Below are 26365 nucleotides of genomic sequence, written 5' to 3'. Positions count from 1 at the left end.
CGCGCCGCACGGCGTCAAGACCGCCGGAACGATCACTTCCGAAGTGCGCCCGCCGCACTTCGGCCACCGCGGCCGTCACACCCAGCGCGTCGCCAGCAGCAGCGCGATGTCGTCGGGCCGGTCCGCGCTCTGCCGCGCGTCGCGGATCAACTGGTCCGCGGTCTGGTGCAGCGGGCCGTCCCCGCAGTCGGCGAGGGTGCTCCGCAGCGCCTCGATGCCGTCGTCGATGTCACGGCCCGCCCGCTCCACCAGCCCGTCCGTGTACAGGGCGAGGACCGCGCCCGGGTCCAGCACCATCTCGGTGACGGGGTACGCGGCGGCCGGATCGACGCCGAGGACGACCCCGCCGGCCAGGTCGAGGACCTCGGTACGGCCGTCCGGGTGGCGCAGCAGCGGCTGGGGGTGCCCGGCCCGTACGGCCTGGGTACGGCCGGTCGCCGGGTCGAGGACGATGTAGCAGCAGCTCGCGAACTGGCCCGGATCGAGGTCGATCAGCAGCCGGTTGGTGCCGCTCACCACCTGCTGGGGGTCGTTCCCGCTGAGCGCGAAGGCCCGTACCGCGCTGCGCACTTGCCCCATGGTGGCGGCTGCGGCCACGCCGTGCCCCTGGACGTCGCCGATGACCAGGGCGATCCGGTCGCCGGTCGCCACCACGTCGTACCAGTCGCCGCCGACCTCCATCCCCTGGGTGCCCGGCAGGTAGCGCCCGACGGCGCCGGCGGTGTCCAGGGTGGGCAGTCGGTGCGGCAGGAGGACGTCCTGGAGGCCGCGGGCGACGGCGGCCTCGGTGTCGTAGCGCCGGGCCCGCTCCAGCGCCTGGGCGATCAGTCCGGCGAGGGCGGTGAGCACGGTCCGCTCTTCGGGGCTGAAGGTGCGCGGCTGGTCGAACCCGAGGATGCAGGAGCCGACGGGCCGGCCGGAGGCGATCAGGGGGAGGAAGGCGCGGGCGCCGACATGGGCGTCGAGGGGGATGCCGGGGTACGCAACGGCCAGGTGCTCCATGGACTCGAAGAAGATCGGGCGGCCGGAGGTGAGGGTCTCGACGCCGGGCAGCCGGGCGTCGAGGCCCACCCCGTCGAAGCGGTCGAGGAAGCCGTGCGGGAAGCCGGTCTCCCAGGCAAGGAAGAGGTGACGCTCGTCCAGCAGGTAGATCGCCAGCTGTCGGCCGCCGAAGGCCGGCAGCAGTTCCTCGGTGACCACGGCGGAGACCTGACGGGCCGTGACCGCCTCGGTCAGGGCGATGGCGAGGGCGACGGGTCGGTACAGGGCGCTGGAGCGCTCGGACAGGGCGCCGGGCGCGTCGGGGTCGAGGACGGCGGGCGCGGGCAGCGCGCGGTCGGGGCTCTCCGCCGGGGTGAGGGTGGCGGTCACCCCGTCGTGGGCGGGGTGCAGCCGGACCTCCAGCGTCTCCCCCTCGGCGCGGCGGGCCACGAAGGACGCGGAGGTCCCCGCGATCAGGGCGGCCCGGTAGTGGTCCTCGTGGGTGCCGGGGGCGAGCCAGGGCAGTGCTTCCCACAGGACGCGGCCCAGCAGATGGGGCCGGGCGCGGCCGACCAGGGTCTCGGCGCTGGTGTTGAGGTAGGTGATGCGGCACAGCCGGTCGAGCGAGAGCACTCCGTACGGCAGTCGGTCGCTCGCTTCGGTCACCAGCGGGCCGCCGCCGAGGTCGACCAGGGATCCGTCGAGCCGGGTGCCGACGGCGGAGACCTCGACCAGATGGGCCACCCCGTCGGGGCCGCGCAGCCGGATGCGGCGGGGTACGGGGTGTTCCAGCGCGGTGGCCTGCCGGGCCAGCGCCCACAGTCCGACGGTGTCCTCGGGCGACAGCCGGTCGGTCAGCTCCGCGACGGTGCCGGGCGCGTCCGTGCCCGCGGGGCCGAGGACGGCGCGCATCCCCTCGTCGGCGGTGAAGTCCCCGCCGTCCAGGTCCCAGCTGAAGCGACCGGTGCGCACCGGGGGCGCGTTGAGCGCGGGGAGCTGTACGGAGAGCGGTTCGCCCTCCCACTCGACGGGCACCCCGTCGTCCGCGAGGGCGCCGAGGGCGGCGGCGAGCCGGTGCGCCGCGGTGCGGATCCGGTGTCGGTCGTCCACCGCGACCGGGCGCCCGGGGGTGGCCCGGCGCAGCACGAACAGCACCCCGAACCTCTGCTCCCGGACGGCGACCGGCGCGTACAACGCCCCGAAGGGGAAGGGCAGTCCGGCCATGAGTTGGGGGAAGCGCCGCATCGCCTCTTCGGCGTCCGCGAAGTGGATGGCCCGTCCCGCCCGGTGGACTTCCGACACCGGCAGCGGGCGGTTCACCTGCGCCCGCCACCAGGGGCGGAAGAGGGCGCTCGGCAGCCCGGCGAGGACGGCGAGCTTGAGCAGGTCGGGCGAGGGCGAGCGCAGGTAGACCGCGGCGGCGTGGCCGCCGACCGCCTCGACGGCCGCGACGGCCGCCTGGGCGAGCTCAAGCTCCAGTCGGTCCGGCCCGCTGCCGCCGCCCCTCGGTGTGCCGGGCGCATCCCCGCGCCGACGCGGCGGGGTGCCCCCGGTCGCCCCGTACCAGGTCACCCAGTCAGCATGCGCCCCGGCACGGGCGCGGCGCATCTCATCGCAGTCGAGTGGCGGACCGGGTCACAGCCCGAGGTCGGTCAACCCCGGGTGGTCGTCGGGGCGGCGGCCGAGCGGCCAGTGGAAGATGCGGTCGGACGCGTCGATCGGTACGTCGTTGATGCTGGCGTGGCGGGCGCTCATCAGTCCGTCCGCGTCGAACTCCCAGTTCTCGTTGCCGTGGGAGCGATGCCAGGCGCCGCTGTCGTCGTGCCACTCGTAGACGAAGCGCACGGCGATGCGGTGGCCGTCGTGCGCCCAGACTTCCTTGATCAGCCGGTAGTCGAGCTCCCGGGCCCACTTGCGGGTCAGGAAGGCCACGATCTCCGGGCGGCCGGTGACCCATTCGGAGCGATTGCGCCAGCGCGAGTCGTCGGTGTAGGCGAGGGCGACCGTCTCGGGGGTGCGGCTGTTCCAGGCGTCCTCGGCCAGGCGCGCCTTGTGGACGGCCGACTCGTGGGTGAAGGGCGGAAGCGGCGGTTTCGTCGACATGGCTCTCCTTGGGGCGAGATGGCACGGACCGCGGGAGAACGTACGTTCTCCCGCGTGTCCGCAGCCTACGAGAACGTGCGTTCTCAGGCAAACAGCGCCCCCGCCTCGACAGTTCACTTTGCCGAACGGCGTCCACGTACCGTCCGGTATCTGAGATGTGCCGCCTCGACGGGCGCCTACACCCTCTGCGCGCCGCGGCGACTGGGCTATGTTGAGCGGGAGCGGGACGAGAAGGAGTGACACCGGTGCCATCAGATCAGCAGGCACGCGCACAGGCGTCTGCGATCACGCCGGGAGGGTCGGGTCCCGACGCCGAACCCGCCCCCACCGACAGGGTCCTCGCACTCTTCGGCGGCCACCGCCTCTCCCCGGGACAGCGGCGCATCGCGCAGTACATCACCGACCACCTCACCGAGGCCGCGTTCCTGTCGATCACCGACCTCGCCGACCGGGTCGGGGTCAGTCAGCCGTCGGTGACCCGCTTCGCCTCGTCCGTGGGCTTCAGCGGCTATCCGGCGCTGCGGGAAGCCCTCCAGCCCATCGCGCTGAGCGCGATCGCGGGCATGCCGGAGGCCCGCGAGGAGATCCGCCGCAATGAACTCCAGGCGGCGGTGGACGCGGAGATCTCGAACCTGGAGAACCTCCGGCGCCTGCTCGCCGACACCGACCAAGTGCTCGACATCGGGCGCGAGTTGGCCCACTCGGTGCCGCTGACCATCCTCGGCCTGCGGATCTCCGCCTCCCTCGCGGAGTACTTCGCCTACGCGGCACGGCGCATCCACCCCGACGTGCGCACCGTGACGCGCGGCGGCAGCGTGGCGTACGACACCCTGCTCCAGTCACGGGCGGCCGGCGGCACCTGGGTGCTCACCTTCGCCATGCCCCGGCACGCCAACGAAACCCTGGCCGCCATCCGCGCGGCCCGCACCGCGGGCCTCAAGGTCGCCCTGATCACGGACGTGGCGCTCGGCCCGTTGTCCGAGGAGGCCGACGAGACGCTGGTGGCGCCCACCGGGTCACGACTGGTCTTCGACTCGTACGCGGCACCCGGAGTGCTCTCGGCCGCCCTCCTCCAGGCCATGGCGGACGCCGACCCGCAGCGGACCCAGACCCGGCTCGAAAGCTACGAACACGCCGCCGAGCAGCACGACTTCTTCCTCGACGACTAACACGACCGAAACGGCCGAAACGGCCGCGAGACGCCCCAGCCGGGCGAGGCGCACGGGACGGCTGCGACACCTGCGGCGCCCGACCAATCGCACCACCCCAGCAGGGCGCACCCCGAACCCACCTCAAGCACAGACGCCCCACCAACCCCCTGAAGAACAAACGCCCGGGGAAGAACAGGCGCATTCATGCGTCGACATGCATGAATTTTTTCATACCTTCATTTCCTAGACGGTATATATATTTACTTCCCGTCGGAATCCAGGGATCATGAGAGCCCGCGCGCCCCCCCGGATCCGGGCACCGGTCCGTGACGCTCCCTCCTCGCGTCACCGCCACGGTGTTCCGTCAGGGCCTCCGACCCCTACGGATGCCCGACCCTGGCGGCCCCGGCCTACCCCTGGGCCGGGGCCCCCGCATTTTCCAGCCCGGCCTGCTCAGGCTGGCGAGAGAGCGCGATCCACACCCCCATCGCACCCCGCCCTTGGCTCCACACGACAACCCCAGCCCTCGACCAGGGCCGTTCACCATGATCCCCCTTGCGGTAGATACCCCCCATGGGTATAGTCCTCCTGGCTCGAACAGATACCCCCCGGGGGTATCTCACTCTCAGGGGAGGAGACGGCAATGCCAACCGTCAACCCACGGCGCTGGTGGGCACTTCTGGTGCTGGCCACCGCTCAGTTCATGGTCATCATGGACACTTCGATCATCGGTGTGGCGCTGCCGGAGATGCAGCGCGACCTCGGCTTCGCGCCCGAGGACCTGCAATGGGTGTTCAACGCGTACGTCATCGCCTTCGGCGGACTCCTGCTCCTCGGCGGTCGACTCTCCGACCTGCTGGGAGCCCGACGGATCTTCGTCACCGGCTGGACGGTCCTCATCGCCGGATCGGTGGTCGCCGCGGCGGCGACCACGGCCTGGGTCGAGGTCGTCGGCCGCGCCGTGCAGGGCGTGGGCGGCGCACTGATCGCCCCGGCGTCCATGACGCTGCTGATGATGCTCTTCAGCCACGAACCGAAGGAGCTCGGCAAGGCCCTCGCGCTCTACGGCGCCGCGGCGCCCGCCGGCGGCACCGCGGGCGTCTTCCTCGGCGGCGTCTTCACCGAGTGGGCGAGCTGGCCGTGGATCTTCATCATCTACGTGCCGATCGGCATCGCCACCCTGGCCGCCACCGGGCTGCTGCCCGCCGCCGCCTCCCGCCGCGGAGCCGTCGACGTCCTGGGCGCCGCGGCCGTCACGGCCGGTCTCGCCCTCGCGGTCTTCGCCGTCGTCCGGGCTCCGGAGATCGGCTGGGGCACCACCGAGACCGTGCTGCAACTGCTCGGCGCGGCCGTCCTGTTGGGCCTGTTCCTGGTCCTCCAGAAGTCCGTGAAGGCGCCGCTGATGCCACTGGGCGTGTGGCGCACCCCCGGCCTCGGGATCTCCAACCTCGCGATGACGCTGCTCGGCGCGGCCTGGATCCCGATGTGGTACTTCCTCAACCTCTACCTCCAGCAGGTGCTCGGCTACGGGGCGTTCGCCAGCGGTGCGGCACTCCTGCCGATGACGGGTCTCCTCATGGTCTTCATGACCCTGATCACCGCCCGGCTGCTGGGCCGCTTCGGCGCCAAGCCGTTGATCTCCGGCGGTCTGCTGGTGCTGGCCGCGGGTCTGCTGTGGCTCGCAGCGGTCGAGCCGACGGGCACCTTCCTGGTGGACGTGTTGCCCGCGTCGCTGGTCGCCGCGACCGGCATGTCCCTGGCGTACATCCCGGCGATGATGTCCGCGATCTCCGGAGTGCGCCAGGAGGAGGCCGGCCTCGCCTCCGGCATCGTCAACACCACCTACCAGGTCGGTTCCGCCCTGGGCCTCGCCGCCCTGACCGCGGTCGCCACCTCCCAGGGCGCCGGTGAGCTGGGCAACCTGCCCGCCCTGACCGACGGCTTCAGCGCCGCCTTCGTCGGCGCCGCGGCGGTCGCGGCGGCCGGTGGAGTCCTCACCGCGATCTTCATGCGGGGCACCCCCGCCGCGGGCGGGGCGCCGGCGGAGCAGCAGCCGGTGGGGAGTGCGAAGTGAGGTGGTCCCCGTAGCGTTCGACGACTGCAGAACCCCCGCCCGCACCAGAAGTGCCGGGCGGGGGTCTCCGCTGTGCCCCCGGCGGCTGCGGCGCTCCGTCAGCCGTGGAAGGCCGTGGTCGCCTCCAGTGCGGCGCGCCGCGCCGTCACCCGGTTCACGGGCGCGGCCTCGTCGCCGTAACCGAAGGAGACGCCGACGAGCAGCTTCCCTCCGCTGACGCCGAGTTCGCCCCGGACCGTGTCGGCGTAGAAGCTCAGCAGCCCCTGCGGGCAACTGTCCACGCCGTATGCGGCCATCGCCAGGAGCAGGGTCTGGAGGTAGGCGCCGACGTCGGCAGCCAGCCGGGCCCCGCCGTCGCCGTTGACGAAGAGGAACGCCGCGTGCGGGGCTCCGTAGAAACGCAGGCTCTGCGCGTCGTAGGCCGCGCGTGCCGCACGGTCGCCGGGGTCGATGCCCAGCGCCCCGTACAGCTCGGCCCCGAAGGCGGCCCGGCGCTCCTGGTGCACATGCGCGTACATGCCTTCGGAGTACGGGAAGTCCACCGAGGTGCGCTTCTCGGCGTGGGCCGTCTGCAAGGCGTCCGCCAGGCGCTCACGCGCCGCACCGCTCACCACCTCCACCTGCCACGGCTGGGCGTTGGAATTGGAGGGCGCGGCCCCGGCCAGCGAGAAGATCGCGCGCATCGTGTCCGCGGGCACGGGATCCGGGCGGAACGCGCGCGTCGCGTGACGGCCACGCACCAGCTTCTCCGCGGAGCCGCTCAGCTCGGTGAGGTCAGTGGGGTCGGTGGGGACCGGGCTTCTCATCGGATGCTCCTCAGCAAGAACAAGGTAAACGAAGTCGTTTACTTGAGAGCACCCTAACGGGCCGATCCGGCCTAAGTAAACGCGTACGTATACTTGCTGCATGAGGACGACGACCGCACCTCGGCGGCAGGGACGTGGGGGCCGGGAGCGCATCCTGGCCGCCGCCGCCCAGCTCTTCGCGGCCCAGGGGATCAATGCAACGGGCATGGAACAGGTCGCGGACCAGGCTCCGGTGTCCAAGCGCACGCTCTATGCGCACTTCCGGACCAAGAGCGATCTGGTCATCGCCCACCTACAAGACCTCGCGTCGTCGGGCGCCACCCTGGAGGCCGTGCTGACCTGCGAGGACATCCCCCCGCGGGAGCGGATCCTGGGATTGTTCGACCAGCCGGCGGTGGACGCGGCACCGGTGCGCGGCTGCCCGTTCATCGACGCCGCCGTGGAGTTCCCCGACCCGCAGAGCGCGGTCCACGCCCACGCACGCGAGCAGAAGCTGCGCATGGTCCAACTCGTCACCGCGCTGGTGAGCGAACTCGGCTGCCGGGAGCCCGCCGCGCTCGCCGAGCAACTGGTCACCCTCGCGGACGGTGCAGCCAGTCGCGCCATGGTGCTCAACGAAGCCGACTACGGCCGGCACGCGCGAGCGGCAGCAGAAGTCCTCCTCGACCGGGCCCTCGCGGACCCGCGCTGACGAGGAGGACTGGCTGCGCGAAGGTACGTTACGCGGACGCGGCGGAGGAACCCTCGCCCTCGCTCTTCGACCGGCCCGCGCGACGGGCACGGACCGCGGCGGACGCCCAGCCGAGGCCACCGGCCGCGAGGAGGACCAGCACGAACTCGGGCCAGGCGCCCATGCGGGTCGCCGGCGTCAGCGAGGAGCGCAGCGGGACCTCGGCCACCAGCGCGTCCGGGGTGAACAGCTCCGTCTTCTGGACGACCTCGCCGTCCGGCATGATCACGGCGCTGACGCCGCTGGTGACCGGCACGACCACGGAACGGCTGTGCTCCACCGCCCGGACCCGGTCCATCGCCAGTTGCTGGTACGTCATCTGGCTGCGGCCGAACGTCGCGTTGTTGCTCGGCACGGAGATCATCTGGGCGCCGGCCGTGACGGTGTCCCGCGCCATGTCGTCGAACGCCGCCTCGAAGCAGGTCACCAGGCCGACCTTGGTGCCGGCGAGGTCGAAGACGCCGACCTCGTCACCGGGGCCGAAGTCCCGGCGCACCCGGTCCACGTCGGAGCTGAACAGCCGCACGAAGGACCGCATCGGGATGTACTCGCCGAACGGCTGGACGTGCCGCTTGTCGTACGTGGCGACCGGGCCGTCCTTCGGGTCCCACTCGATGAGGGTGTTGCGCAGCTTCCCCGTCTCGGGGGTGATGACCGCGCCGACGACGGTCGGCACGCCGATCGCCTGCACGGCCCGGTCGATGACGTCACGGGCGTCGGCGTTGGCGTACGGGTCGATGTCCGAGGAGTTCTCCGGCCACAGCACGAAGTCCGGCTGGGGCTCCTTGCCCGCCGCCACGTCCTTCGCCAACTGCTCGGTGCGCCGCGCGTGGTTGTCGAGCACGGCCCGGCGCTGGGCGTTGAAGTCGAGGCCGAGGCGGGGCACGTTGCCCTGGACCGCCGCGACGGTGGCCGTGCCGTCCTCGGCGGCGGTGTCCACCAGGCCGCGCGAGGCGAACGCGGCCGTCACCGGCACGACCACGGCGAGCAGGGCGAGGACCAGCGGGCCGCGCGGCAGCGGACCGGCGCCGCGGCGGTGGGCGACGACCCGGCGCACCACGTCGTACAGCCCGAAGCCGCAGAGCACCACGGCGAAACCGAGCACGGGCGTGCCGCCGAGTGCGGCGAGCGGCAGGAAGACCCCGTCCGCCTGTCCGAAGGCGATCTTCCCCCAGGGGAAGCCGCCGAAGGGCACCCGGGCCCGGGCCGCCTCGCCGAGGATCCACACCCCGGCGGCGAACACGGGCCAGGCGGGCAGTCGGCTGACCGCGGCGATCCCGAGGCCGGTGGCCGCGAGGAACAGCGACTCGACCGCCGCGAGCGCGATCCACGGCACCGGGCCGACGTCCTCGCCGGTCCAGCTCAGCAACGGCAGCAGGAACCCGAGCCCGGCGAGGTAGCCGAGGCCGAAGCCGGCCCGCAGCCGCCGTCCCCGCAGCACCCAGCCCAGCAGGGCGAACGCGAACGGCGCCAACCACCACAACGGCCTCGGCGGGAAGCTCAGGTACAGCATCAGCCCCGCCGCCACCGCGGCGGCCGGCCGGGCGAACCGCAGCAGCGGCTGCGGTCGCGCCGGGGCGGGGGCGGACGTGTCGTCGGAGGTCATGGTGGCGCTCACGGCGCGAGTCTACGGGAGGGGGGTATGGCCTCCGACGACGCGTCCGCCCCCGCCCCGCCCCGCGGAAAGCGCTCCGCCGCGGCTCCCTGCCAGGCCAGCGGCTGGCCCGCTAAAACCCGCTCGGGGTGGAACGGGGCTGGCTCGCGGGTGCGCACCCCCACTACCGTATGCGCGGCAGCCGATGCAGAAGACGTGCCTGCCACAGCTCGTGGTCGGGGGGATCGGCAGGATGATGGCTGCGCCGGGGACGCGCGGGGGGTCGGCGGACGCCATGGGCGTGGCCGTGCTCAGCGCTTGTGCCGCATGGGCTCTGATCAGCGCCGTCGGACGGGACGCCCGACCCGAGGGGGCGCTGCTCGCCGTGTTCGCGGTCGCCGCCGGCTACGCCTGCGGCCGGATCTCCGGCGCCCTGCTGCCGGTCTCGGCCGCCGCCACGGCCTCGCTCGTGGCCCTGACGCTCGCGATCGCCTCCCCGGAGGGCGTGCCGGGGGCCGCCGCCGGCTTCGCCGTGCCTCCCGGGGACACGGGGGCGTCGGCCGCGCTGCTGGCGGTGAGCGCGGGCGCGGCCTGCTGCGCCGCGACGGCGTCACGCCGCCCCGGGTCGCGGATGGCGCTGTGGGCGCTGGCCCACGGCGTGGTCGTCACCGGCATCTTCCTGGCGTCGCCCGCCGGGGTCATGGCCTCGTCCTTCGTCCTGCTGTGTGCGATCAGCGCCGCCCGCGCCCGCCGTCGCAAGGCGCTGCTCGGCGGCTGCGCGCTGGTGCCCGCGGTGGTGGCCGCGACGACGTGGGCCGTGGCCGAGGACGTACTGCCCGAGGGGGCCGCCGCCTCGCTCCGCAGCCAGCTCACCGAGTACCGGGTGGCGCTGTGGCAGGACGCGGTCGCCCTCATGCACGACGATCCCGTACGGGGTGCGGGGCCGGACCGCTTCGACCAGCTCAGCGTCACCGCCCAGCAGGTCACGGGCGCGGACGGGAAGCCGCACTCGGCCCTGTTCCAGCAGGCGGTCGACCAGGGCCTGGTGGGGATGGCGCTGTTGGCGATGGCCTTCGGGTGGCTGTTGTACGAGTTGTGGCGCTCGCCCCGGCCCACCCCGGTGGTGGTGTGCGCGGGTGCCGCGCTGGCCTCGCTGGCGGTGTTGGCGCTGTTGGGGAACGCGCTGAGCTTCGCTCCGGTGACCGCGGGTGCCGCGCTGCTCGCGGGGCTGGCGTCGGCGCGGGTCACCGGGCCGGGCGGCGGTGCCGCGGCACCGGGACGGACGCCGTCGACGGCGCTGGACTGCGCGACCCGCTGACGGTCCGCAGGCGGGGACCGGGGCGGTTCAGGTGCCCGCGCTCACGCCCGGTGGCGTGCCGAGCCGGTCGCGGATGGCGCGCACCGCGGCCTCCGCGTCGTCCACCGTGACGGTGAAGGTGCGGCCGTCGCCCAGGGTGACCACGACGCCTTCGCCACGGCGCACGACGACCGCGGTGCCCTTCTCGGGGCGCCAGCGGTAGCCCCAGCCGCCCCACTGCCGCGGGTTCACCTTGGGTTCGAACTCCGCGTCGACGACGTGGGAGAGCGGGATGCGCCGGCGTGGCACGCCGATGTGACCGCAGCGCACCTCGACGGCGTTGCTGTCGACGGTGACCGCCACGTGGACGAAGGCGAGGGTGCCGTACAGCATCAGCAGTCCGGCCGCGACGCAGCCGACCACCGACATGACCAGCGGGACGATGCCGGAGGTCCAGTTCGAGACCACGGCCAGCTCGATGCCGAGCGCGAGGCAGGCGGCGCCCGCGACGGCGAGCAGCCACTGGATGCGGTTGGTGGCCCGGCCGGTCCAGACCGCGGGTGCCGGCTCCGTCGGCTGCCCCTGGTGCGGGGGCTCGGCGTCCTGCGGGTACTGCTTTCGGGAAGGGTCCCTCATGCGTGCAGCGTACCCAGCATCCGCCCCTCGGGCAGGGGTCCCGTCGCAGGGATCTCGGGCGCCCCGGGACACCGCGAACGGCCGGCGCCCCAGTGGATCAACGGGCCGGGACGACCGGGCTGAGCAGCCTCGCTTCGGCGTAGGCCAGTGCCTGCGCGGGCAGCCGGCCCTCGCGTCCGCTGAGGATGACGGTGAGGTCGCCGCCGGGCCCGCCGGGCGTCCCCGATCCGTCCGCGGACGTTACTCCGATCCGGCGAAGCGCCTGCGCGGCGACGGCATCGGCGGAGCCGTGGAAGGTGACGGGGCGGCCGATGGCGGCGCGGATGCGGTCGGCCACCAGTTCGTAGTGGGTGCAGCCGAGGACGACGTCGGTGACGTCGCCCGGCGTCAGGGCGGCGGCGGCGGTGACCGCGCGCTCGATGGCGGGGCCGTCGGCGTACTGGACGGCGTCGGCGAGCCCGGGGCAGGGCACCTCGGCCACGGCGGCGGAGGCGGCGAACTCGCGGATCAACCCCCGCTGGTAGCTGCTGCCGGTGGTGGCGGGGGTGGCCCAGATCGCCAGGGACCGGCCGGACGCGGCGGCCGGCTTGATCGCGGGGACCGTGCCGATGACGGGGATCGCCGGCTCCAGCGCGGCGCGGAGCGCGGGCAGCGCGTGTACGGAGGCGGTGTTGCAGGCCACGATCAGGGCGTCGGGCGCGTGCGCGGCGGCGGCGCGGGCGATGCCCAGGGCGCGCTCGGTGACGTCCTCGGGGGTGCGCGGGCCCCAGGGCAGTCCGTCGGGATCCGAGGAGAGGACCAGATCCGCGTCGGGCCGCATCCGGCGTACGGCGGCAGCCGCCGCGAGCAGGCCGATCCCGGAGTCGATGAGCGCAATCTTCACCCGGTCACCATAGTCGACCGCCCGTGCACGGTCGGTGAGGTGGGGCAGACTGCGGCCATGAGCGCCCTCGCCTGGACCGCCGTCGGATCGCTGCTCGCCTGGGTGTGGCTGCTGTTGGGGCAGGGGTCGTTCTGGCGTACGGACCAGCGGCTGCCGCCGCACCCCGGTCCCGCCGCGGGACCCGGGTCGGACGCCCGTTCGTGGCCGGACGTCGTCGTGGTGGTGCCGGCGCGGGACGAGGCCGCGGTGCTGCCCGACAGCCTGCCGTCGCTCCTCGCGCAGGACTACCCCGGTCGCGCCTCGGTGGTCCTCGTGGACGACGGCTCCACGGACGGCACGGCCGAACTGGCCCGCGCCCTCTCCGACGAGCACGGCGGCCTGCCGCTGGACGTGGTCGCGCCCGGTGAACCGGAGGCCGGCTGGACCGGCAAGCTGTGGGCGCTGCGGCACGGCATCGCGGTGGCCCGCGGCCGGGACCCGCAGTACCTGCTGCTGACCGACGCCGACATCGCCCATGCGCCCGACAGCCTGCGCGCACTCGTGGCGTCCGCCCGGGCGAACGGGCTCGACCTGGTGTCCCAGATGGCACGGCTGCGGGTGGCCGGCGGCTGGGAGCGTCTGATCGTGCCCGCGTTCGTGTACCTCTTCGCCCAGCTCTACCCCTTCCGCTGGGTCAATCGGCCCGGTGCGCGCACGGCCGCGGCGGCGGGCGGCTGCGTGCTGCTGGACGTCCGGGCCGTCGCGCGGGCCCGGATTCCGGAGTCCATCCGGCACGCGGTCATCGACGACGTGACGCTGGCGCGGGCGGTCAAGCGGACGGGCGGACGGATCTGGCTGGGACTGGCCGAGCGGGTCGACAGCGTACGGCCCTATCCCCTCCTGGCGGACCTGTGGCGGATGGTGGCCCGCAGCGCTTACGCCCAACTGCGCCACAGCCCGGCGCTGCTGGTCGGCACGGTGGCGGGGCTGGCGCTGGTGTACCTGGCGCCGGTCGGCACCCTCGTCGCCGGGGCCGCCTGGAGCGATCCGGTCGCGGCGTGGGCGGGCGGGCTCGCCCAGGCGGTCATGGTCGGTACGTATCTGCCGGTGCTGCGGTACTACCGGCAGTCGCCGCTGTACGCCCTGCTGCTGCCGTTCACCGCGCTGTTGTACCTGCTGATGACGGTGGACTCGGCGGTGCAGCACTACCGCGGGCGGGGCGCCGCGTGGAAGGGGCGCACCTACGCCCGCCCGCAGGCCGCCCCCGAAGAGGGCTGACGAGGTGGGCGGGGCGCGGCGGGTGGTGCGGCGTCACTTGCGGCCGGGGGTCCAGTTCATCCCCCAGCCGTAGGCGTGGTCCACGGTGCGCTGCGGGCTCACGCCCCGCTGCGGCACCAGGAAGCGGGCCTCGCGCTGGACGACGAGTTCGGATCCGGTGTTGGTGATCAGGGCGAGGGCGCAGACGGTGGAGGGGACGGTGCACTCGCCGAGGGCGAACTCGATCGGAGCGCCGTGCTGCGGCGTCAGCGTCACCGTGGCGTCCAGGTCGGCGAAGCTGCGCGCGCCCTCGTAGACGGTCACGAAGATGACGATGCGACGGAAGTGGCGCTGGTGGTCGAGGTTGATGGTGAGGTTCTCACCGGAGGTGCCGCCGGTGCGGTCGTCGCCGTCGAGGTGGATGAAGGGCGGTCGGTCGAGGGAGCCGAAGGCGTTCCCGAGGGCTTGGACGACGCCCTTGCTGCCGTCGGAGAGTTCGTACAGCGCGCACAGGTCGAGGTCGAGGTCGGCGTGGAGGGCGATGGCCCGGCCGAGCTTGGCGCCCCAGCTCTTGAACTGCTTGCGCACCTGCCAGTTGAGGTTCACCCGCAGGGCGCCGGAGGTGCCGCCCTGCTTGGTGAGGGAGACCGTGGGCGCCTCCTTCGTCAGCGTCACCTTGGTCAGGCGCACGGGAGCTGCGGGAGGCGCAGGAGGTCGGGGGGCGGCCGGCGCAGGCGCCACCGGAGCAGGGGCGGGGGCAGGAACGGAAGCAGGGGCAGGGGCCGGCGGTTGGTCGACGGCGATCCCGAAGTCCGTGGCCAGTCCCTCCAGCCCGGTGCCGTAGCCCTGCCCGATCGCCCGGAACTTCCACGCGCCCTGACGCCGGTACAGCTCCCCCAGCACGAACGCCGTCTCCACGCTCGCGTCCTCGCTCTCGTACCGCGCGAGTTCCGCACCGGACGCGGCGTCGACGACGCTGACGTACAGCCCCGGCACCCGGCCGAAGGGCCCGCCGTCGGCGGAAGCGGCCAGCACGATGCGTCCGACGGACGGCTCCACGCGCGTCAGGTCCACCGCGACCGCGTCCGTCACCGCGCCGCCCGCGCCGGGCCCCTTGCCCTCGTGGCGCACGGCCCCCGACGCGTGCGCCGGCTGGTTGTAGAAGACCATGTCGCCGTCGGAGCGGACCTTGCCCGTACCGGAGTCGAGCAGGAGCGCCGAGGCGTCGACGTCGGGGACCGAGGGGCCCGTGCGCCACCCCAGTTCCACTCGGACCTGCTGCGCCGCCACCGGAGTGTTGGCTCCCTTGCGCATGGACATGCTCGCCCCCATCGCGGTCGCTGCGTCGGTGTACCGGGGTGTTCCGGACCGCTCGTGTCCACCAACCTACGTCCCGGGCGCCCCAGAAGACTCCTGCGGACCCGTGAGTAACCCGCTCTCAGCTCGTCCTTTACACGATTCTTGCCCGCCCGCGCGACCGATTTTCCCGGGTTCGCTCACATTGGGGGTGCGCACCCCCTCATCTCCGGCGAAAGAACCCCCTTACCGGACTCCCCAACCGACAACTCAGGGCTTAACTTATGTCCCATGACCTCCCCCCGCGCCTCCTACGGCGGCGGCTACTACTCCGCACCGTCTTTCGCCGACACCCCGATCTACGACTCCCTCGTCGCAGAGCGGGGCACGCCTCAGATCGCGCCGATCCGAGTGCCCTCCGCGTACGACACCAACGGCAACGGCTACCTGCCGGCGCTCCCCGCGGCCCTGCCCGCGCTCCCTTCGGGCCCCTCGGCCCCCCAACCGCCTTCGGGGTACGGCCATCCGCCGCAGATGTCGCACCCCGGGCTGCTCCAGCCGGCGCCGTACGCGCCGCAGCAGCCGGGCGTCCCGCGCGGCTACCCCGGCCCCCAGGCCCAGCCCCCGCGTCCGGCGCCGGCCGGGTACGAGGCGATGCGTCCCGCGGCGCCCCGTCCCGCGCCCCCGCAGGGCCACGGCCCCGCCGGGTACCACGTCCCGCCGGCCCGTCCGTACCAGGGCGGCCAGGGGTACTGACACGGCGCGGACGCAGGTGTCGGGGTTCCCCGTGACGGGGTCTGCGGGAGCCCCACGGCGTCGGGGAAGGGGGAGCCCCGGCGTCACCCGCTGCTTCGCCGTGCCGCGACATCATCCGAAGTAACGTTTCATCACAGCGTTCCGCCGCATCCGTGCCGCCTTGCCCCGGCGCGCGTTCCACCAGCGGCGCCCCGTAGTGATGCATGCCACCGCCGCCGGCCCACCGGCTGGCCTCGCGACGCGTCAACTGCCGTCCGCCGCGCACGATACGGTGGTTCGACCCGCCCGCGCGGACCGGGAACCCGGTGCCGCCCGCGGCGCACCGGACCGCGTCCTGAAGACTGGTCCGGGACGCGTCGCGCCGTCGGGCGCGGCACGGCAGCACACCACGAGGTGGGGGCAGAGCAGCACCATGGCACAGGGCACGGTCCAGGTGACCCACACCGGCACGTCGCGCTGGCGGCGGCGCACCGGTGAGTACGCGACCCTCGCGGCGGCGCTCGAAGCCGCCGGGGACGGCGACGTCCTCACCGTCGCACCGGGCACGTACCGCGAGAACCTCGTGCTCCAGCACGCGGTCACGCTGCGCGGCCCGGAGGGCGCGGTCGGGTCGGTGCGGATCGCGCCCGTGGACGGCGTCCCCCTGGTCGTGCGCGCCTCGGCCACCGTGCGGGACCTGCACGTCGAGGGCCAGGACACCACCGCTCCCGCGCTGTTGGTCGAGGACGGCACCCCCGACCTGGTCGACGTGCGGATCTCCACCCGCTCGGCCAGCGGTCTGGAGGTCCGCGGCGGGGCCCGGCCCACCGTGCGCCGCGTCACCGTCGACAACCCGGCCGGCATCGGCATAGCCGTGCTGGACGGCGCGGGCGGGGTGTACGAGGAGTGCGAGGTCGTCAGCGCCGGCCAGTCGGGCGTCTCGGTGCGCGGCGGCGGACATCCCCGGCTGGAGCGCTGCCGGGTGCACCACGCCTCGGGCGCGGGGCTCGCCGCCAGCGGCGAGGGCAGCGTCCTGGAGGCCGTCGGCTGCGAGGTGTACGAGATCAAGGGCGCGGGCGTCCAGGTCGGCACCCGCGCCTCGGCACACCTGTCGGACTGTTCCGTGCACCGCACCTCCGCCGACGGCGTCACCCTCGACACGGACGCCGTGCTCACGCTCTCGGACTGCGACATCCACGACGTCCCGGAGAACGCGATCGACCTGCGGTCCCGCTCCGTGCTGACCCTCACCCGCTCCTCGGTCCGCCGCTTCGGCCGCAACGGCCTGTCGGTGTGGGACCCGGGGACCCGGGTGGACGCCAACCAGTGCGAGATCCACGACAGCACCGGCGACTACCCGGCCGTGTGGATCAGCGACGGCGCCACCGCCGTGCTGGACTCCTGCCGGGTCCACGACGTGCCGGACGCGCTGTTCGTCCTGGACCGCGGCTCCCGGGTGGACGTCGTCGACAGCGACCTCTCCCAGATCCGGAACACCGCGGTGTCGGTGAGCGACGGAGCCACCGCCCAACTCGACGACTGCCGCATCAGCCAGGCGTCCACGGGCGCCTGGTTCCGGGACCACGGCAGCGGCGGCACCCTCGCCGGGTGCACGATCGACGCGGCACAGACCGGGGTGATCGTCACCAAGGGCGCGGACCCGGTGATCGAGCGGTGCACGGTCACCTCGCCCGCCGAGGCGGGTTTCTACGTGTCGGCGGAGGGCCGCGGCACGTTCCGCGGCTGTCGGGTCACGGGCAGCGGCGGCTACGGCTTCCACGTGATGGACGGCTGCCGCACCACGCTGAGCCGGTGCCGCACCGAGCGGTGCTCCCGCGGCGGTTACGAGTTCGCCGACCCGTCCCTGTTGCTGGTCGAGGAGTGCACCGGCGACGAGTCCGCGGTGGGGTCGGCGGAGCGCACCACCGCCGCGATACCCGTGGCGACCGCGACCGAGGTCCAGTCCCCCGGGCTGCTGACGGCGGCGCCGGCCGGCGCGGCGCGGCCCGAGGCCGCCGCCGTGGCCGCGGCGCCCGCCCGCGCCTCGGAGGACGTGCTCGGCGCGTTGGACGCCCTGGTGGGGCTGGACAGCGTCAAGCTCGAGGTCCGCTCGCTGACGAACATGATCGAGGTGGGCCGGCGCCGGCAGGAGGCGGGGCTGAAGGCCGCGTCCGTCCGCCGCCATCTGGTCTTCACCGGCTCCCCCGGCACCGGCAAGACGACCGTGGCCCGGTTGTACGGGGAGATCCTGGCCTCCCTCGGCGTGCTGGAGCGCGGACACCTCGTCGAGGTGTCCCGGGTGGACCTGGTCGGCGAGCACATCGGCTCCACCGCGATCCGCACGCAGGAGGCGTTCGACCGGGCGCGCGGCGGTGTGCTCTTCATCGACGAGGCGTACGCGCTCTCCCCCGAGGACTCCGGGCGGGACTTCGGCAAGGAGGCCATCGACACGCTGGTGAAGCTGATGGAGGACCACCGGGACGCGGTGGTGGTCATCGTCGCCGGCTACACCGCCGAGATGGAACGCTTCCTCGCGGTCAACCCCGGCGTCGCGTCGCGGTTCTCCCGCACCATCACCTTCCAGGACTACGGCGCCGGGGAGCTGCTGCGGATCGTGGAGCAGCAGGCGGACGAGCACGAGTACCGGCTCGCCGACGGCACGTCCGAGGCGCTGGTGTCGTACTTCGGCCGGCTGCCGAAGGGGCCTGCCTTCGGCAACGGCCGCACCGCGCGCCAGACCTTCGAGTCGATGGTCGAGCGGCACGCCGGCCGGGTCGCCGAGCTGGCCGAGGTCGACACCGACGCCCTCACCCTCCTCTACCCCGACGACCTGCCCGAACTGCCCTGACGCCCGGTGCGGGGGTTGGCTCCGCTGCGCGGTCCCCTGCGGCGCCCGGCCTGTCGTGGGACGCCGGGGATCAGGCTCAACAGGTCCGCGCGGGCGTCCGCGAAGGCGGGGTCGGCCTGGTAGTCGGAGTGTCCCCGGATCGGTTCGGGCAGCGGGTACCGCTCGGAGCGGCCGTACGCCACCGGGTCCTTCAGGGCGGTCCGGTCGGGCGACGGGCGGGGGCCCGACGGCACGCGCACCGGCCCGCCGATGGGGTCGGTGGGCCGCCACAGGTTGTTCCAGCAGTGCACCTCGTCACGCAGGGCGCGCAGCGCCTCGGGGCCGAAGTAGGCGGGGAACCACCGTCCGTAGAGCCGCTCCAGCGGTGAGCCGTACGTCAGCAGCGCCACCCGCGCGCGGGTCTCGGCGGGCAGTTGCCACACCGCGGAGGCCGCGAGGACGCTGCCCTGGGAGTGGCCGGAGATCACCAGCCGGCCGCCGTGGGCCCGGGTCTGCGCGGTCCAGGTGGACATCCGCCACGTCAGGTCGGGGACGGCGCGCTCGGCGTAGCACGGCGGGGCGAACGGGTGGGCGGCCCGGGGCCAGAAGGTGCCGACGTCCCAGAGGATGCCGATGGTGCGCCGGGCGGAGGGGTCGCGGTAGGCGCGGCGGCCCCAGGTGACGAAGAGCAGGATGCCGAAGCCGACCAGCCAGGAGCCCAGGAACTGGACGGCTTCGGCGGCGGACCCGACGAAGCCGCCTTCGACGGCGCGGCCGGGCACGGCGTCGCTGCGCCACGCGCCGTAGACGGCGCCGGCGCCGAGCAGCAGGGTGGCCGCGGCGAGGACGCCGACGATCAGGGGCGCCGAGTCGGTGAGTCCGGCCCGGGCGCGGGCGCCGGCGATGCGGCGGGTGCGGACGGGGTCGGGGCGCCAGCCGGTGTCGCCGAGGCGCCGGGCGGCTCGGTCGCCGCTTTCGAGGCGGCCGTCCCACCGCTCGTACTCCCGCTCGACGGCGCCGCCGAGCCGACGGGCCGTCAGCCAGGTCCGTACGGCCAGGGCCAGGGCGGGCACCAGCAGCAGGGCGAGCAGGACGGGGATGACGGACGCCTGCCAGCTCAGCAGCACGGGCGGCCCGGGGATGGAGCCGTCGCCGTCCATGCCGGGAGTGCCCGGTCCGTCGAGCCAGTCGGCGACCCGTTGGGCGGTGCCACCGGTCATGACGGAGCCCAGCGCGCAGGCGAGGACGGCGACGGCGGGTCCGCCGAGGCCGCCGAGGACGCTGCGGGGGTGGCGGGCGCGGCAGTGCAGCCTGAGGGCGACGGCCGCGAGGGCGACCACCAGGACGCCCTGGCCGATGGTGAGGACGCTGAAGGTCAGCTCGCCGGGGAGGGTGCCGCGGGACTCCCACCCGGGCCGCGACCAGGAGGCGTAGACCAGGGCACCGGCGAGCACCGCGAGCGAGGCGCCGGGCAGGGCGGTGACGGCGGTGCGCTCGACGCGGACGTCGAAGCGGCGTTCGCTGCGTCCGCGGTGGACCACCACCCAGACCACGGCGCACGCGCCGAGCACCAGCGCGCCGGCCAGCAGGAGGCCGACCGCCGTCAGCAGGGCGCTCTCGCCGCCGCGGTCGTGGCGCGCCGGGGCGCCGGTGACGGCCGCGGCGACGGTGAGGAAGCCTGCCGCGGTGTGGGCGGCGCGCAGCCGGGCGACGTGGCGACGGCCGTACCAGAACCCGGGCCGGCCCAGTGCGAAGCGCACGGTGGTCCTGGGGGGCGCGGATGCCCCGGGGTCCCGCTCCGTGGCGTGCGGGTGCTCGTCCTCCTCGCCCTCGCCGTCCCCGTCACCCTCATCCTCGACTTCAGGTTGAGGGTTGTCCGGGGTGCGGTGCTTCCCGTCGGCGACGGGGGTGTGCTCGCCGAGCGGCGGGCGCTGCGACTCGTACGCGGTCCAGGTGCGGTTGGACAGGTACCAGAGCAGCCCCACCAGGGCGACCGGGACGAGGGCCGCGAGCGCGAGCCGGCGGCCGGGCTGGGACCACCAGCCGCCGCGGTCGGCGGCGAGGAAGCCGATCCAGGACCGTCCGTCCGTGCACGCCGCGCTCCCGGCGCACTGCCAGGCCACCAGGTCCAGCGCGACCTCGCACGCGGCGGCCGTCATCACCACGGTCAGGCTGAGCGCCACCAGCCGCACCAGCGCCCCGTACACCCGGGTGGTGCGCACCCGCCCCCGCGCACGCGGGCGCATCCAGTGCGCGAGGTTCGCCACCATGAAGGGCAGGAGCAGCAGCCACAGCGCCCGTGCGCCGTTGCCGGAGGTGAGGTTGGACCAGCAGTACGCCTCCGGCACGGGATCGCCGCGACCGCGCGCCGGGTCGCTCTCCGCACCCACGTCCTCGGCGCGGCGGAAGACGGCCGCCTTCTCGTCGCCGGAGACGAGGACCGTGCGGGGGTCACCGAGCATGGCCTGCGGGGTCGTGCCGCCGACGCCGTGGACGAGGAGTTCGAGCGCGGGCCCCGGGACGGACGGGGGCGGGGACGCGCCGGGCGCTTCAGCGGACACTGCGGTGACTCGCTCTCTCGGTGGGAGGTTCGGCTGCCGGCGCGCCTGCGCGCCACGCCTCAGGGTCCCGGATTCTGACAGCTCCCGGCGGACAGGTCACGGAGTCCGTACGCCTGGGCGTGGACGGGCCCGTGGGAAGATGGGCGCCCCCAGCCGCACGAGCGGCGGGGCGGCGCCGGGAGCGGCGGGAGACCGAAGGACGGGCCTGGGCAGTGACCGACAACCAGAACCTGCTCGCGGAGCAACGACGTGCGTTGATCCTCGACGAGGTCCGCCGACGGGGCGGGGTGCGGGTCAATGAACTCACCCGCAGGCTTAACGTCTCCGACATGACGGTGCGGCGGGATCTGGACGCGCTCGCCCGGCAGGGCGTCGTCGAGAAGGTCCACGGGGGCGCGGTGCCCGTGGTGGAGGCGAGCACCCACGAGCCGGGGTTCGAGGCGAAGTCGGGCCTGGAGCTGCGGGCCAAGGAGGACATCGCCCGGGCGGCGGCGGCCATGGTCACCCCGGGCACGGCGATCGCGCTGGCCGGCGGCACGACGGCGTACGCACTGGCGCAGCAGCTCGTCGACGTCACCGACCTGACCGTGGTCACCAACTCGGTGCGGGTCGCCGACGTCCTCCACAACGCCCACCGCACCCAGCCCGGTGCGCCGCCCGGCCGACCCGGCGGGGCGACGGTGGTCCTCACCGGGGGCGTGCGCACCCCGTCGGACACGCTGGTCGGCCCGGTGGCGGACACCGCGATCCGCACGCTCCACTTCGACGTGCTCTTCATCGGGGTGCACGGGATCTCGGTGAAGGCCGGGCTGTCCACGCCGAACCTCGCGGAGGCGGAGACGAACCGTCACTTCGTCCGCTCCGCCCGCCGGGTCGTCGTGGTGGCCGACCACACCAAGTGGGGAACGGTGGGGCTGAGCTCCTTCGCCCGGCTGACCGAGGTCGACGCCCTGGTCACGGACACGGGCCTGCCGACCGCCGCGCGCGCGGAGATCGAGGAGCACCTGCCGGGCGGCCTGGTGGTCGCGGGAGAGCGCGAGCCGGGCGAGTGACCGCGTTCCGGCTGGAGCGCGAGGTGGCGCTGTCGGCGGAGCAAGCGTGGCGGCGGGTCACCGACTGGGGTCGTCACGCGGACCGGGTGCCGTTCACCGCCCTGGCGTCCGTCACCGCCGGCCCCACGCGGGAGGGCACGGTCTTCGTGGTGCGCTCGGGCCTGGGGCGGATCGCCGTCGACGACCCGATGGAGGTCGTCGGGTGGGAGCCGCCCGCCGGGGGATCGCCGGGCCGCTGCCGGCTGGAGAAGCGCGGTCGTCTCGTCCTGGGGTGGGCGGTGATCGAGGTGCATCCGCGCGGGGCCGCGGACTCGTTGGTGGTGTGGACGGAGGACCTGCGCCTGCGTCCGCTGCCGCGGCGGCTGGACCCCCTGGTGGCGCGGGTGGGCCGGGTGGTCTTCGGGCGGGCGCTGGACGGCGTGCTGCGCTGACGGCCCCACGGGCCGGGCACCGTGGTGGCCCGGCCGGGCGGACGGGCGCAGCTCGGGGGTGACCGAGCCGCGATCCACTCGTTTGACGCAACGAGTGAGAGCGATCCGCGCATGGCGATGCGATGCGCGTACCGGAAGGCGCAGCGCCCGATGCCGACACACCGTCAGCCGCCCCTCCGCGCCACAATGGGCGCCCGCCCCGGGATCCAGGAGGCGGAAGCGATCCTCGTGGAGCACTATCCCCGGCTCGTACGTCTCGCCTATCTGACGCTGCCGCCGTCCCTGGGGCGCCATCGGCGGGTGCTCGCCGCGCACGCCACGGTTCAGCGTGCACTGCCGCGGACGGCCCGCGGCGGGACGGGCGGGGAGCGGGAGAGCGGGGTGGAGACCGCCGCGTACCGCTGGGTGCGGCACCGGATCCTGCGGGGTGCGCTGCGCCGGCGGTGGTGGCGGGACGGTGGGCTGCCGCTGGTGGTGGGGCTGCGGCTGTTCCCGAGCGCCGGCGGGGCGGAGGAGTTGGCGTTGGACCAGGCGCTGTCGACGGTGTCCGCGCCGGCGCGCGCGGCGTTCGCGCTCGGGGTGCTCGAAGGGCTCTGCGATGCGGACGTCAGGGAGTTGTTGACGCAGTGCCAGGTGGCGGATCCGGGTGCGGCGCTGCGGACGGCGCACCGGCTGCGGGAGTCGGGCGGCGGGCGGGCCGAGGCGCTGTTGCGGGCCGCGGAGTTCGATCCGTGTGCGGTGCAGACCCGGCCGAGCGATCTGCTGCGGCGCCGTCAGCGGTCCCGTACGGCCGCGGCCGGGGGCGTCCTCGCGCTGCTGGCGACCGGGGTGGCCGCGGTGGACCTGTCGGCGCGGGACGACCGGTCGCCCGCGGGCGCGCACGCCGGTGCGCCGGGGCCGATGGCCCTGGCGCGGGCGCTCGACGTGGACCTGCTCCAGCGGGCGCCCCAAGACGCCTGGGCGGGCACGGCGCGACTGGACTTCTCGGTGTGGCCGGCGCGCGGCGAGCGCACGGACGACAGGGCGCTGTTGCAGCGGGCACTCGACGCCTGGGCCGCGCCCGGTGCGACGGTACGGGTCTCCGCCACCAAGGACACGACGCGCACCGGGCCCGCCGAGCCCGCCCGGCTGCTGTACGCGGGGACGGTCGACGAAGCGGTGGTCGTCCTCCTGCACGACGGCACGCGGGTGGTGCGGTACGCCGAGCCGCGTGCCGGTGCGGGCGCGCCGGCCCTGGACTTCGCCCGTACGGACGACGCGGACGTCACCACCGCGGCGTCGGTCGTGCTCGGTCGCAGCGAGGACGGGGCGCGCCACCTGTTGGCGCCGTGGATCGCCGAGGCGGCGGTGCGCGACCTGCTGGAGCCGGACGGGGCGGCGCGGGCGCTCGCGGTGGCGGACGGCGGGGTTACCGCAGTGGTGCCGTCCCCCGCGGCCCAGGGTGCCTGCACGTCGTGGCCGGCGCTCCAGTTGCGGTCGTCGCAGCGGATCGTGGAGGACCACAGGTTCCTGGTCACCGACCTCGGGGACCTGGCGCCGGTGCACCTCACGCACACCCCGCCGCCGGGCGAGGGCGCACCCGCCCGCCAGCCGCGTGAGGCCACCGGTGCGCCGGCGCTCGCGAGTTGGGCCCGCAGCGCCTGTCTCCTCGGGGCACTGCGGGGCGCCGGGGTGCGGTCGGTGAACGACTGGGCGTACGCGCACCAGGACTTGCCCGACGACGCAGGGCGGGCCGCCTGGGTGTGCACCCGGGCGGAGACCTGGCGGGGGCGGGGCCGGGTGCTGGTCCAGTTCCAGCCGCCGGCGGCACCGGGCGCGGCGGGCTCGGTGGTGGCCCGGGCCGAGGACACGGCCGCGTGCAGCAGGTTCGGGCAGCACGTCCTCGCCGGTGCGCACTGGCGCTCGCCGTCGGGGAAGTGGTTCCTGCTGGCCGCCGGGAGCCGTGCGGTCAGTCGCATCACGGCTGCGGGCCCGGTCGAAGCCGAGGAGCGGGGGACGACCTTGGCGGTACCGGTCCCCCAGGGCTCCCCGGTGCGCCTGTCGGCACGGCTGGCCTCGGGCGGCACTCTGGCCCCGCTCGCTGCGAACGCCGCCGACGACTGACGCCTCCGGGCGTGCCCGGGGCCGTGCGTGACGGTTCGTCCGGCCCCGCCGAGGACGTCGTGCGCCCCGCCGCCTATCGTGTGCGGACCTGGTCGTCCAGTTCGGGAGGTACGCACCATGACGCGCCGACTCCGCCCGGTGGAACTCGACTTCGTCGAGGTCGCGCCCGTGCGCCTGGTCTTCGCCGCAGCGCTCGAAGCGCCGCCCCGGGCCGTCCACCGGGCGCTCGCCGAGGACCTGACGGACTGGCCCCGGTGGTTCGACGCGGTCTCCGGGGTCACCCCGACCCGCGGCGGCGACGGCCGGGACGTCACCCTGCGGGTGGGGATCGCCTTCGAGGAGACCGTCCTGGCCGACGACCCGGACACGCGGTACGCGTACCGCGTGGACCGCACCAACGCGCCCGCGGTGACGGCCCTCGCCGAGGAGTGGCGCATCCTGCCGGGGCCGACCGGCGGCAGCCGGGTGCGCTGGACCTTCGCCGTCGACGGCCCGCCGGCGGCCCGGGCGTTCATGAAGCTGACGAAGCCGGGCCTGCGGTACTCCTTCCGGGCGGCGATGCGAGCGCTGGACCGCCGGCTGGCCGACTCGGCGACGCACTGACGGCGCCGTCGCGGCCGGCTCCGTTCAGGCGTCGGCCCACCGACCGGTGTCGAGGAACCGTTCGATCGCGTTCGCGTGCGGAGTGACGTCCAGGCCCTGCTCCACCAGCCAGGCGTCGGAGTAGTACTTGTCCAGATAGCGCTCGCCGGGGTCGCAGAGCAGGGTGACCACGCTGCCCCGATCCCCCGCCGCCACCATCTCCGCGACGATCTTGAAGGCGCTCCACAGCCCGGTGCCGGTGGAGCCGCCGGCCTTCCGTCCGATCGCGGTGTCCAGGGCGCGTGCGGCCGCGACGGACGCGGCGTCGGGCACCTTCATCATCCGGTCGATGGCGCCGGGCACGAAGCTCGGTTCCATCCGGGGGCGGCCGATGCCCTCGATGCGGGAGCCGTGGTCGCTGGTGGCGCCCGGGTCGTTGCGGGTCCAGCCGTCGAAGAAGCAGGAGTTCTCCGGGTCGGGCACGCAGACCCGGGTGTCGTACTGCATGTAGTGGATGTAGCGGGCGAAGGTCGCCGAGGTGCCGCCCGTGCCGGCGGTCGCCACGATCCACGCGGGCTCGGGGTAGCGCTCCAGGCGCAGCTGTTGGTAGACGGACTCGGCGATGTTGTTGTTGCCGCGCCAGTCCGTGGCCCGTTCGGCGTAGGTGAACTGGTCCATGTAGTGGCCGCCGGTGCGTTCCGCGAGCGCGGCGGACTCCTCGTACATCCGGCGGGAGTCGTCGACGAAGTGGCAGCGGCCCCCGTGGAACTCGATGAGCCGGATCTTCTCGGGGCTGGTGGTGCGGGGCATCACCGCGACGAACGGCACGCCGATCAGCTTGGCGAAGTACGCCTCGGACACGGCGGTCGAGCCGCTGGACGCCTCGATGACGGGGCGGTCGGGGCGGATCCAGCCGTTGCACAGCCCGTAGAGGAAGAGGGAGCGGGCGAGCCGGTGCTTGAGGCTGCCGGTGGGGTGGGTGGACTCGTCCTTGAGGTAGAGGTCGATGCCCCACTCCTCCTTCAGGGGGAACCTCAGCAGGTGGGTGTCCGCCGAACGGTTGGCGTCCGCCTGGACCTTGCGGACCGCTTCCTTCAACCAGCCGCGGTAGGCGGGGTCGCTGCGGTCCACGTCGCCGGTCGTCGTCGATTCGCCCGTCATGCGCTGCCCGTAGCCGTTCATGCCCGCCGTCCCTGTGCCTGCCGCGCCGACGCCTCCGGATCCGTCCGGGTGCGCCGGTGCCCGCTGTCGTCGACTGTGCTTCCCTTCCGTCACATTAAGCGCCCC

The 26365-nt window shown here is 74.2% G+C and carries 20 protein-coding genes; 11 read left to right on the top strand and 9 right to left on the bottom strand.

The genetic code is table 11. The annotated features are described in order from the left end of the window. Positions 1 to 75: 75 nt before the first annotated feature. Positions 76 to 2589, bottom strand: a complete 2514-nt coding sequence (locus tag AB0E05_RS21820) for a SpoIIE family protein phosphatase (RefSeq protein ID WP_361965905.1) — start codon at positions 2587 to 2589, stop codon at positions 76 to 78. Positions 2590 to 2616: 27 nt separating this feature from the next. After that, positions 2617 to 3084: a nuclear transport factor 2 family protein gene (locus tag AB0E05_RS21815; protein WP_361965903.1), complete on the bottom strand. Its 468-nt coding sequence runs from the start codon at positions 3082 to 3084 to the stop codon at positions 2617 to 2619. Between the two features lie 245 nt (positions 3085 to 3329). Here AB0E05_RS21815 and AB0E05_RS21810 point away from each other — a divergent pair, with 245 nt between their 5' ends. Next, positions 3330 to 4253, top strand: coding sequence for a MurR/RpiR family transcriptional regulator (locus tag AB0E05_RS21810; RefSeq protein WP_361965901.1), 924 nt, complete (start codon positions 3330 to 3332; stop codon positions 4251 to 4253). A 625-nt stretch (positions 4254 to 4878) separates the two neighbouring features. Next, on the top strand, positions 4879 to 6309 hold the full coding sequence (locus tag AB0E05_RS21805) for an MFS transporter (RefSeq protein WP_361965899.1): 1431 nt from the start codon (positions 4879 to 4881) through the stop codon (positions 6307 to 6309). 98 nt (positions 6310 to 6407) lie between these two features. On the opposite strand, the gene AB0E05_RS21800 is transcribed toward AB0E05_RS21805, so the two are convergent. After that, the gene (locus AB0E05_RS21800) at positions 6408 to 7115 is read right to left on the bottom strand and encodes a nitroreductase family protein (protein ID WP_361965897.1); all 708 of its coding nucleotides are present in this window, start codon (positions 7113 to 7115) and stop codon (positions 6408 to 6410) included. A gap of 100 nt (positions 7116 to 7215) precedes the next feature. Here AB0E05_RS21800 and AB0E05_RS21795 point away from each other — a divergent pair, with 100 nt between their 5' ends. After that, the gene (locus AB0E05_RS21795; protein WP_361965895.1) at positions 7216 to 7806 is read left to right on the top strand and encodes a TetR family transcriptional regulator; all 591 of its coding nucleotides are present in this window, start codon (positions 7216 to 7218) and stop codon (positions 7804 to 7806) included. A 28-nt stretch (positions 7807 to 7834) separates the two neighbouring features. On the opposite strand, the gene lnt is transcribed toward AB0E05_RS21795, so the two are convergent. Then, on the bottom strand, positions 7835 to 9451 hold the full coding sequence (gene lnt / locus AB0E05_RS21790) for an apolipoprotein N-acyltransferase (RefSeq protein WP_361966129.1): 1617 nt from the start codon (positions 9449 to 9451) through the stop codon (positions 7835 to 7837). A gap of 193 nt (positions 9452 to 9644) precedes the next feature. Between lnt and AB0E05_RS21785 the strand changes: the two genes are divergently transcribed. Next, a complete protein-coding gene (locus AB0E05_RS21785) occupies positions 9645 to 10757 on the top strand; it encodes an O-antigen ligase family protein (RefSeq protein ID WP_361965893.1) in 1113 nt (370 codons plus the stop codon). 27 nt (positions 10758 to 10784) lie between these two features. On the opposite strand, the gene AB0E05_RS21780 is transcribed toward AB0E05_RS21785, so the two are convergent. Both AB0E05_RS21780 and AB0E05_RS21775 read right to left on the bottom strand, forming a co-directional pair. Next, entirely contained in the window at positions 10785 to 11372 is a 588-nt protein-coding gene (locus AB0E05_RS21780) for a hypothetical protein (protein ID WP_361965891.1), read from the bottom strand. 97 nt (positions 11373 to 11469) lie between these two features. Beyond that, a complete protein-coding gene (locus tag AB0E05_RS21775; RefSeq protein ID WP_361965889.1) occupies positions 11470 to 12255 on the bottom strand; it encodes an aspartate/glutamate racemase family protein in 786 nt (261 codons plus the stop codon). A gap of 57 nt (positions 12256 to 12312) precedes the next feature. Between AB0E05_RS21775 and AB0E05_RS21770 the strand changes: the two genes are divergently transcribed. Next, entirely contained in the window at positions 12313 to 13512 is a 1200-nt protein-coding gene (locus AB0E05_RS21770; RefSeq protein WP_361965887.1) for a glycosyltransferase, read from the top strand. A 33-nt stretch (positions 13513 to 13545) separates the two neighbouring features. Here the strand turns inward: AB0E05_RS21770 and AB0E05_RS21765 are convergent, their stop codons facing one another. Beyond that, complete coding sequence (locus AB0E05_RS21765; RefSeq protein ID WP_361965885.1) at positions 13546 to 14811, bottom strand: TerD family protein; 1266 nt, start codon at positions 14809 to 14811, stop codon at positions 13546 to 13548. A gap of 267 nt (positions 14812 to 15078) precedes the next feature. Between AB0E05_RS21765 and AB0E05_RS21760 the strand changes: the two genes are divergently transcribed. Both AB0E05_RS21760 and AB0E05_RS21755 read left to right on the top strand, forming a co-directional pair. Next, positions 15079 to 15543, top strand: coding sequence for a DUF6643 family protein (locus AB0E05_RS21760; RefSeq protein WP_361965883.1), 465 nt, complete (start codon positions 15079 to 15081; stop codon positions 15541 to 15543). Between the two features lie 412 nt (positions 15544 to 15955). Further along, positions 15956 to 18370, top strand: a complete 2415-nt coding sequence (locus AB0E05_RS21755; protein ID WP_361965880.1) for a right-handed parallel beta-helix repeat-containing protein — start codon at positions 15956 to 15958, stop codon at positions 18368 to 18370. Here the strand turns inward: AB0E05_RS21755 and AB0E05_RS21750 are convergent. Next, complete coding sequence (locus tag AB0E05_RS21750) at positions 18340 to 20811, bottom strand: hypothetical protein (RefSeq protein WP_361966127.1); 2472 nt, start codon at positions 20809 to 20811, stop codon at positions 18340 to 18342. The two genes, AB0E05_RS21755 and AB0E05_RS21750, sit on opposite strands and share 31 nt — an antisense overlap. Positions 20812 to 21122: 311 nt before the next feature. Here AB0E05_RS21750 and AB0E05_RS21745 point away from each other — a divergent pair, with 311 nt between their 5' ends. From AB0E05_RS21745 to AB0E05_RS21730, 4 genes are all read left to right on the top strand, one after another. Next, entirely contained in the window at positions 21123 to 21962 is an 840-nt protein-coding gene (locus AB0E05_RS21745) for a DeoR/GlpR family DNA-binding transcription regulator (protein WP_361965878.1), read from the top strand. Next, complete coding sequence (locus AB0E05_RS21740; RefSeq protein WP_361965876.1) at positions 21959 to 22393, top strand: SRPBCC family protein; 435 nt, start codon at positions 21959 to 21961, stop codon at positions 22391 to 22393. The genes AB0E05_RS21745 and AB0E05_RS21740 overlap by 4 nt, the downstream gene beginning before the upstream one ends. A 150-nt stretch (positions 22394 to 22543) precedes the next feature. Further along, entirely contained in the window at positions 22544 to 24496 is a 1953-nt protein-coding gene (locus AB0E05_RS21735) for a hypothetical protein (protein WP_361965874.1), read from the top strand. A gap of 117 nt (positions 24497 to 24613) precedes the next feature. After that, a complete protein-coding gene (locus AB0E05_RS21730; protein ID WP_361965872.1) occupies positions 24614 to 25099 on the top strand; it encodes an SRPBCC family protein in 486 nt (161 codons plus the stop codon). Positions 25100 to 25123: 24 nt separating this feature from the next. Here AB0E05_RS21730 and AB0E05_RS21725 read toward each other — a convergent pair whose 3' ends face one another. Continuing rightward, positions 25124 to 26260 carry a PLP-dependent cysteine synthase family protein gene (locus tag AB0E05_RS21725; RefSeq protein WP_361965870.1) on the bottom strand — a complete coding sequence of 379 codons (1137 nt, stop codon included), beginning with the start codon at positions 26258 to 26260 and terminating at the stop codon, positions 25124 to 25126. Between the last annotated feature and the right edge of the window lie 105 nt (positions 26261 to 26365).

Source organism: Streptomyces sp. NPDC048057 (genome assembly GCF_040653095.1).
Classification (GTDB): Bacteria; Actinomycetota; Actinomycetes; order Streptomycetales; family Streptomycetaceae; genus Streptomyces.
Note: the sequence above shows the minus strand (reverse complement) of the source record. Positions and strands in the feature narration are given on the sequence as shown.

Coding starts and splice junctions, on each gene's coding strand:
- AB0E05_RS21820 (WP_361965905.1), bottom strand. CDS start 2,589: ATGCGCCGCGCCCGTGCCGGGGCGCATGCTGACTGGGTGACCTGGTAC.
- AB0E05_RS21815 (WP_361965903.1), bottom strand. CDS start 3,084: ATGTCGACGAAACCGCCGCTTCCGCCCTTCACCCACGAGTCGGCCGTC.
- AB0E05_RS21805 (WP_361965899.1), top strand. CDS start 4,879: ATGCCAACCGTCAACCCACGGCGCTGGTGGGCACTTCTGGTGCTGGCC.
- AB0E05_RS21800 (WP_361965897.1), bottom strand. CDS start 7,115: ATGAGAAGCCCGGTCCCCACCGACCCCACTGACCTCACCGAGCTGAGC.
- AB0E05_RS21795 (WP_361965895.1), top strand. CDS start 7,216: ATGAGGACGACGACCGCACCTCGGCGGCAGGGACGTGGGGGCCGGGAG.
- lnt (WP_361966129.1), bottom strand. CDS start 9,451: ATGACCTCCGACGACACGTCCGCCCCCGCCCCGGCGCGACCGCAGCCG.
- AB0E05_RS21785 (WP_361965893.1), top strand. CDS start 9,645: ATGCAGAAGACGTGCCTGCCACAGCTCGTGGTCGGGGGGATCGGCAGG.
- AB0E05_RS21780 (WP_361965891.1), bottom strand. CDS start 11,372: ATGAGGGACCCTTCCCGAAAGCAGTACCCGCAGGACGCCGAGCCCCCG.
- AB0E05_RS21770 (WP_361965887.1), top strand. CDS start 12,313: ATGAGCGCCCTCGCCTGGACCGCCGTCGGATCGCTGCTCGCCTGGGTG.
- AB0E05_RS21765 (WP_361965885.1), bottom strand. CDS start 14,811: ATGTCCATGCGCAAGGGAGCCAACACTCCGGTGGCGGCGCAGCAGGTC.
- AB0E05_RS21760 (WP_361965883.1), top strand. CDS start 15,079: ATGACCTCCCCCCGCGCCTCCTACGGCGGCGGCTACTACTCCGCACCG.
- AB0E05_RS21755 (WP_361965880.1), top strand. CDS start 15,956: ATGGCACAGGGCACGGTCCAGGTGACCCACACCGGCACGTCGCGCTGG.
- AB0E05_RS21750 (WP_361966127.1), bottom strand. CDS start 20,811: ATGCTCGGTGACCCCCGCACGGTCCTCGTCTCCGGCGACGAGAAGGCG.
- AB0E05_RS21735 (WP_361965874.1), top strand. CDS start 22,544: ATGCCGACACACCGTCAGCCGCCCCTCCGCGCCACAATGGGCGCCCGC.
- AB0E05_RS21730 (WP_361965872.1), top strand. CDS start 24,614: ATGACGCGCCGACTCCGCCCGGTGGAACTCGACTTCGTCGAGGTCGCG.
- AB0E05_RS21725 (WP_361965870.1), bottom strand. CDS start 26,260: ATGAACGGCTACGGGCAGCGCATGACGGGCGAATCGACGACGACCGGC.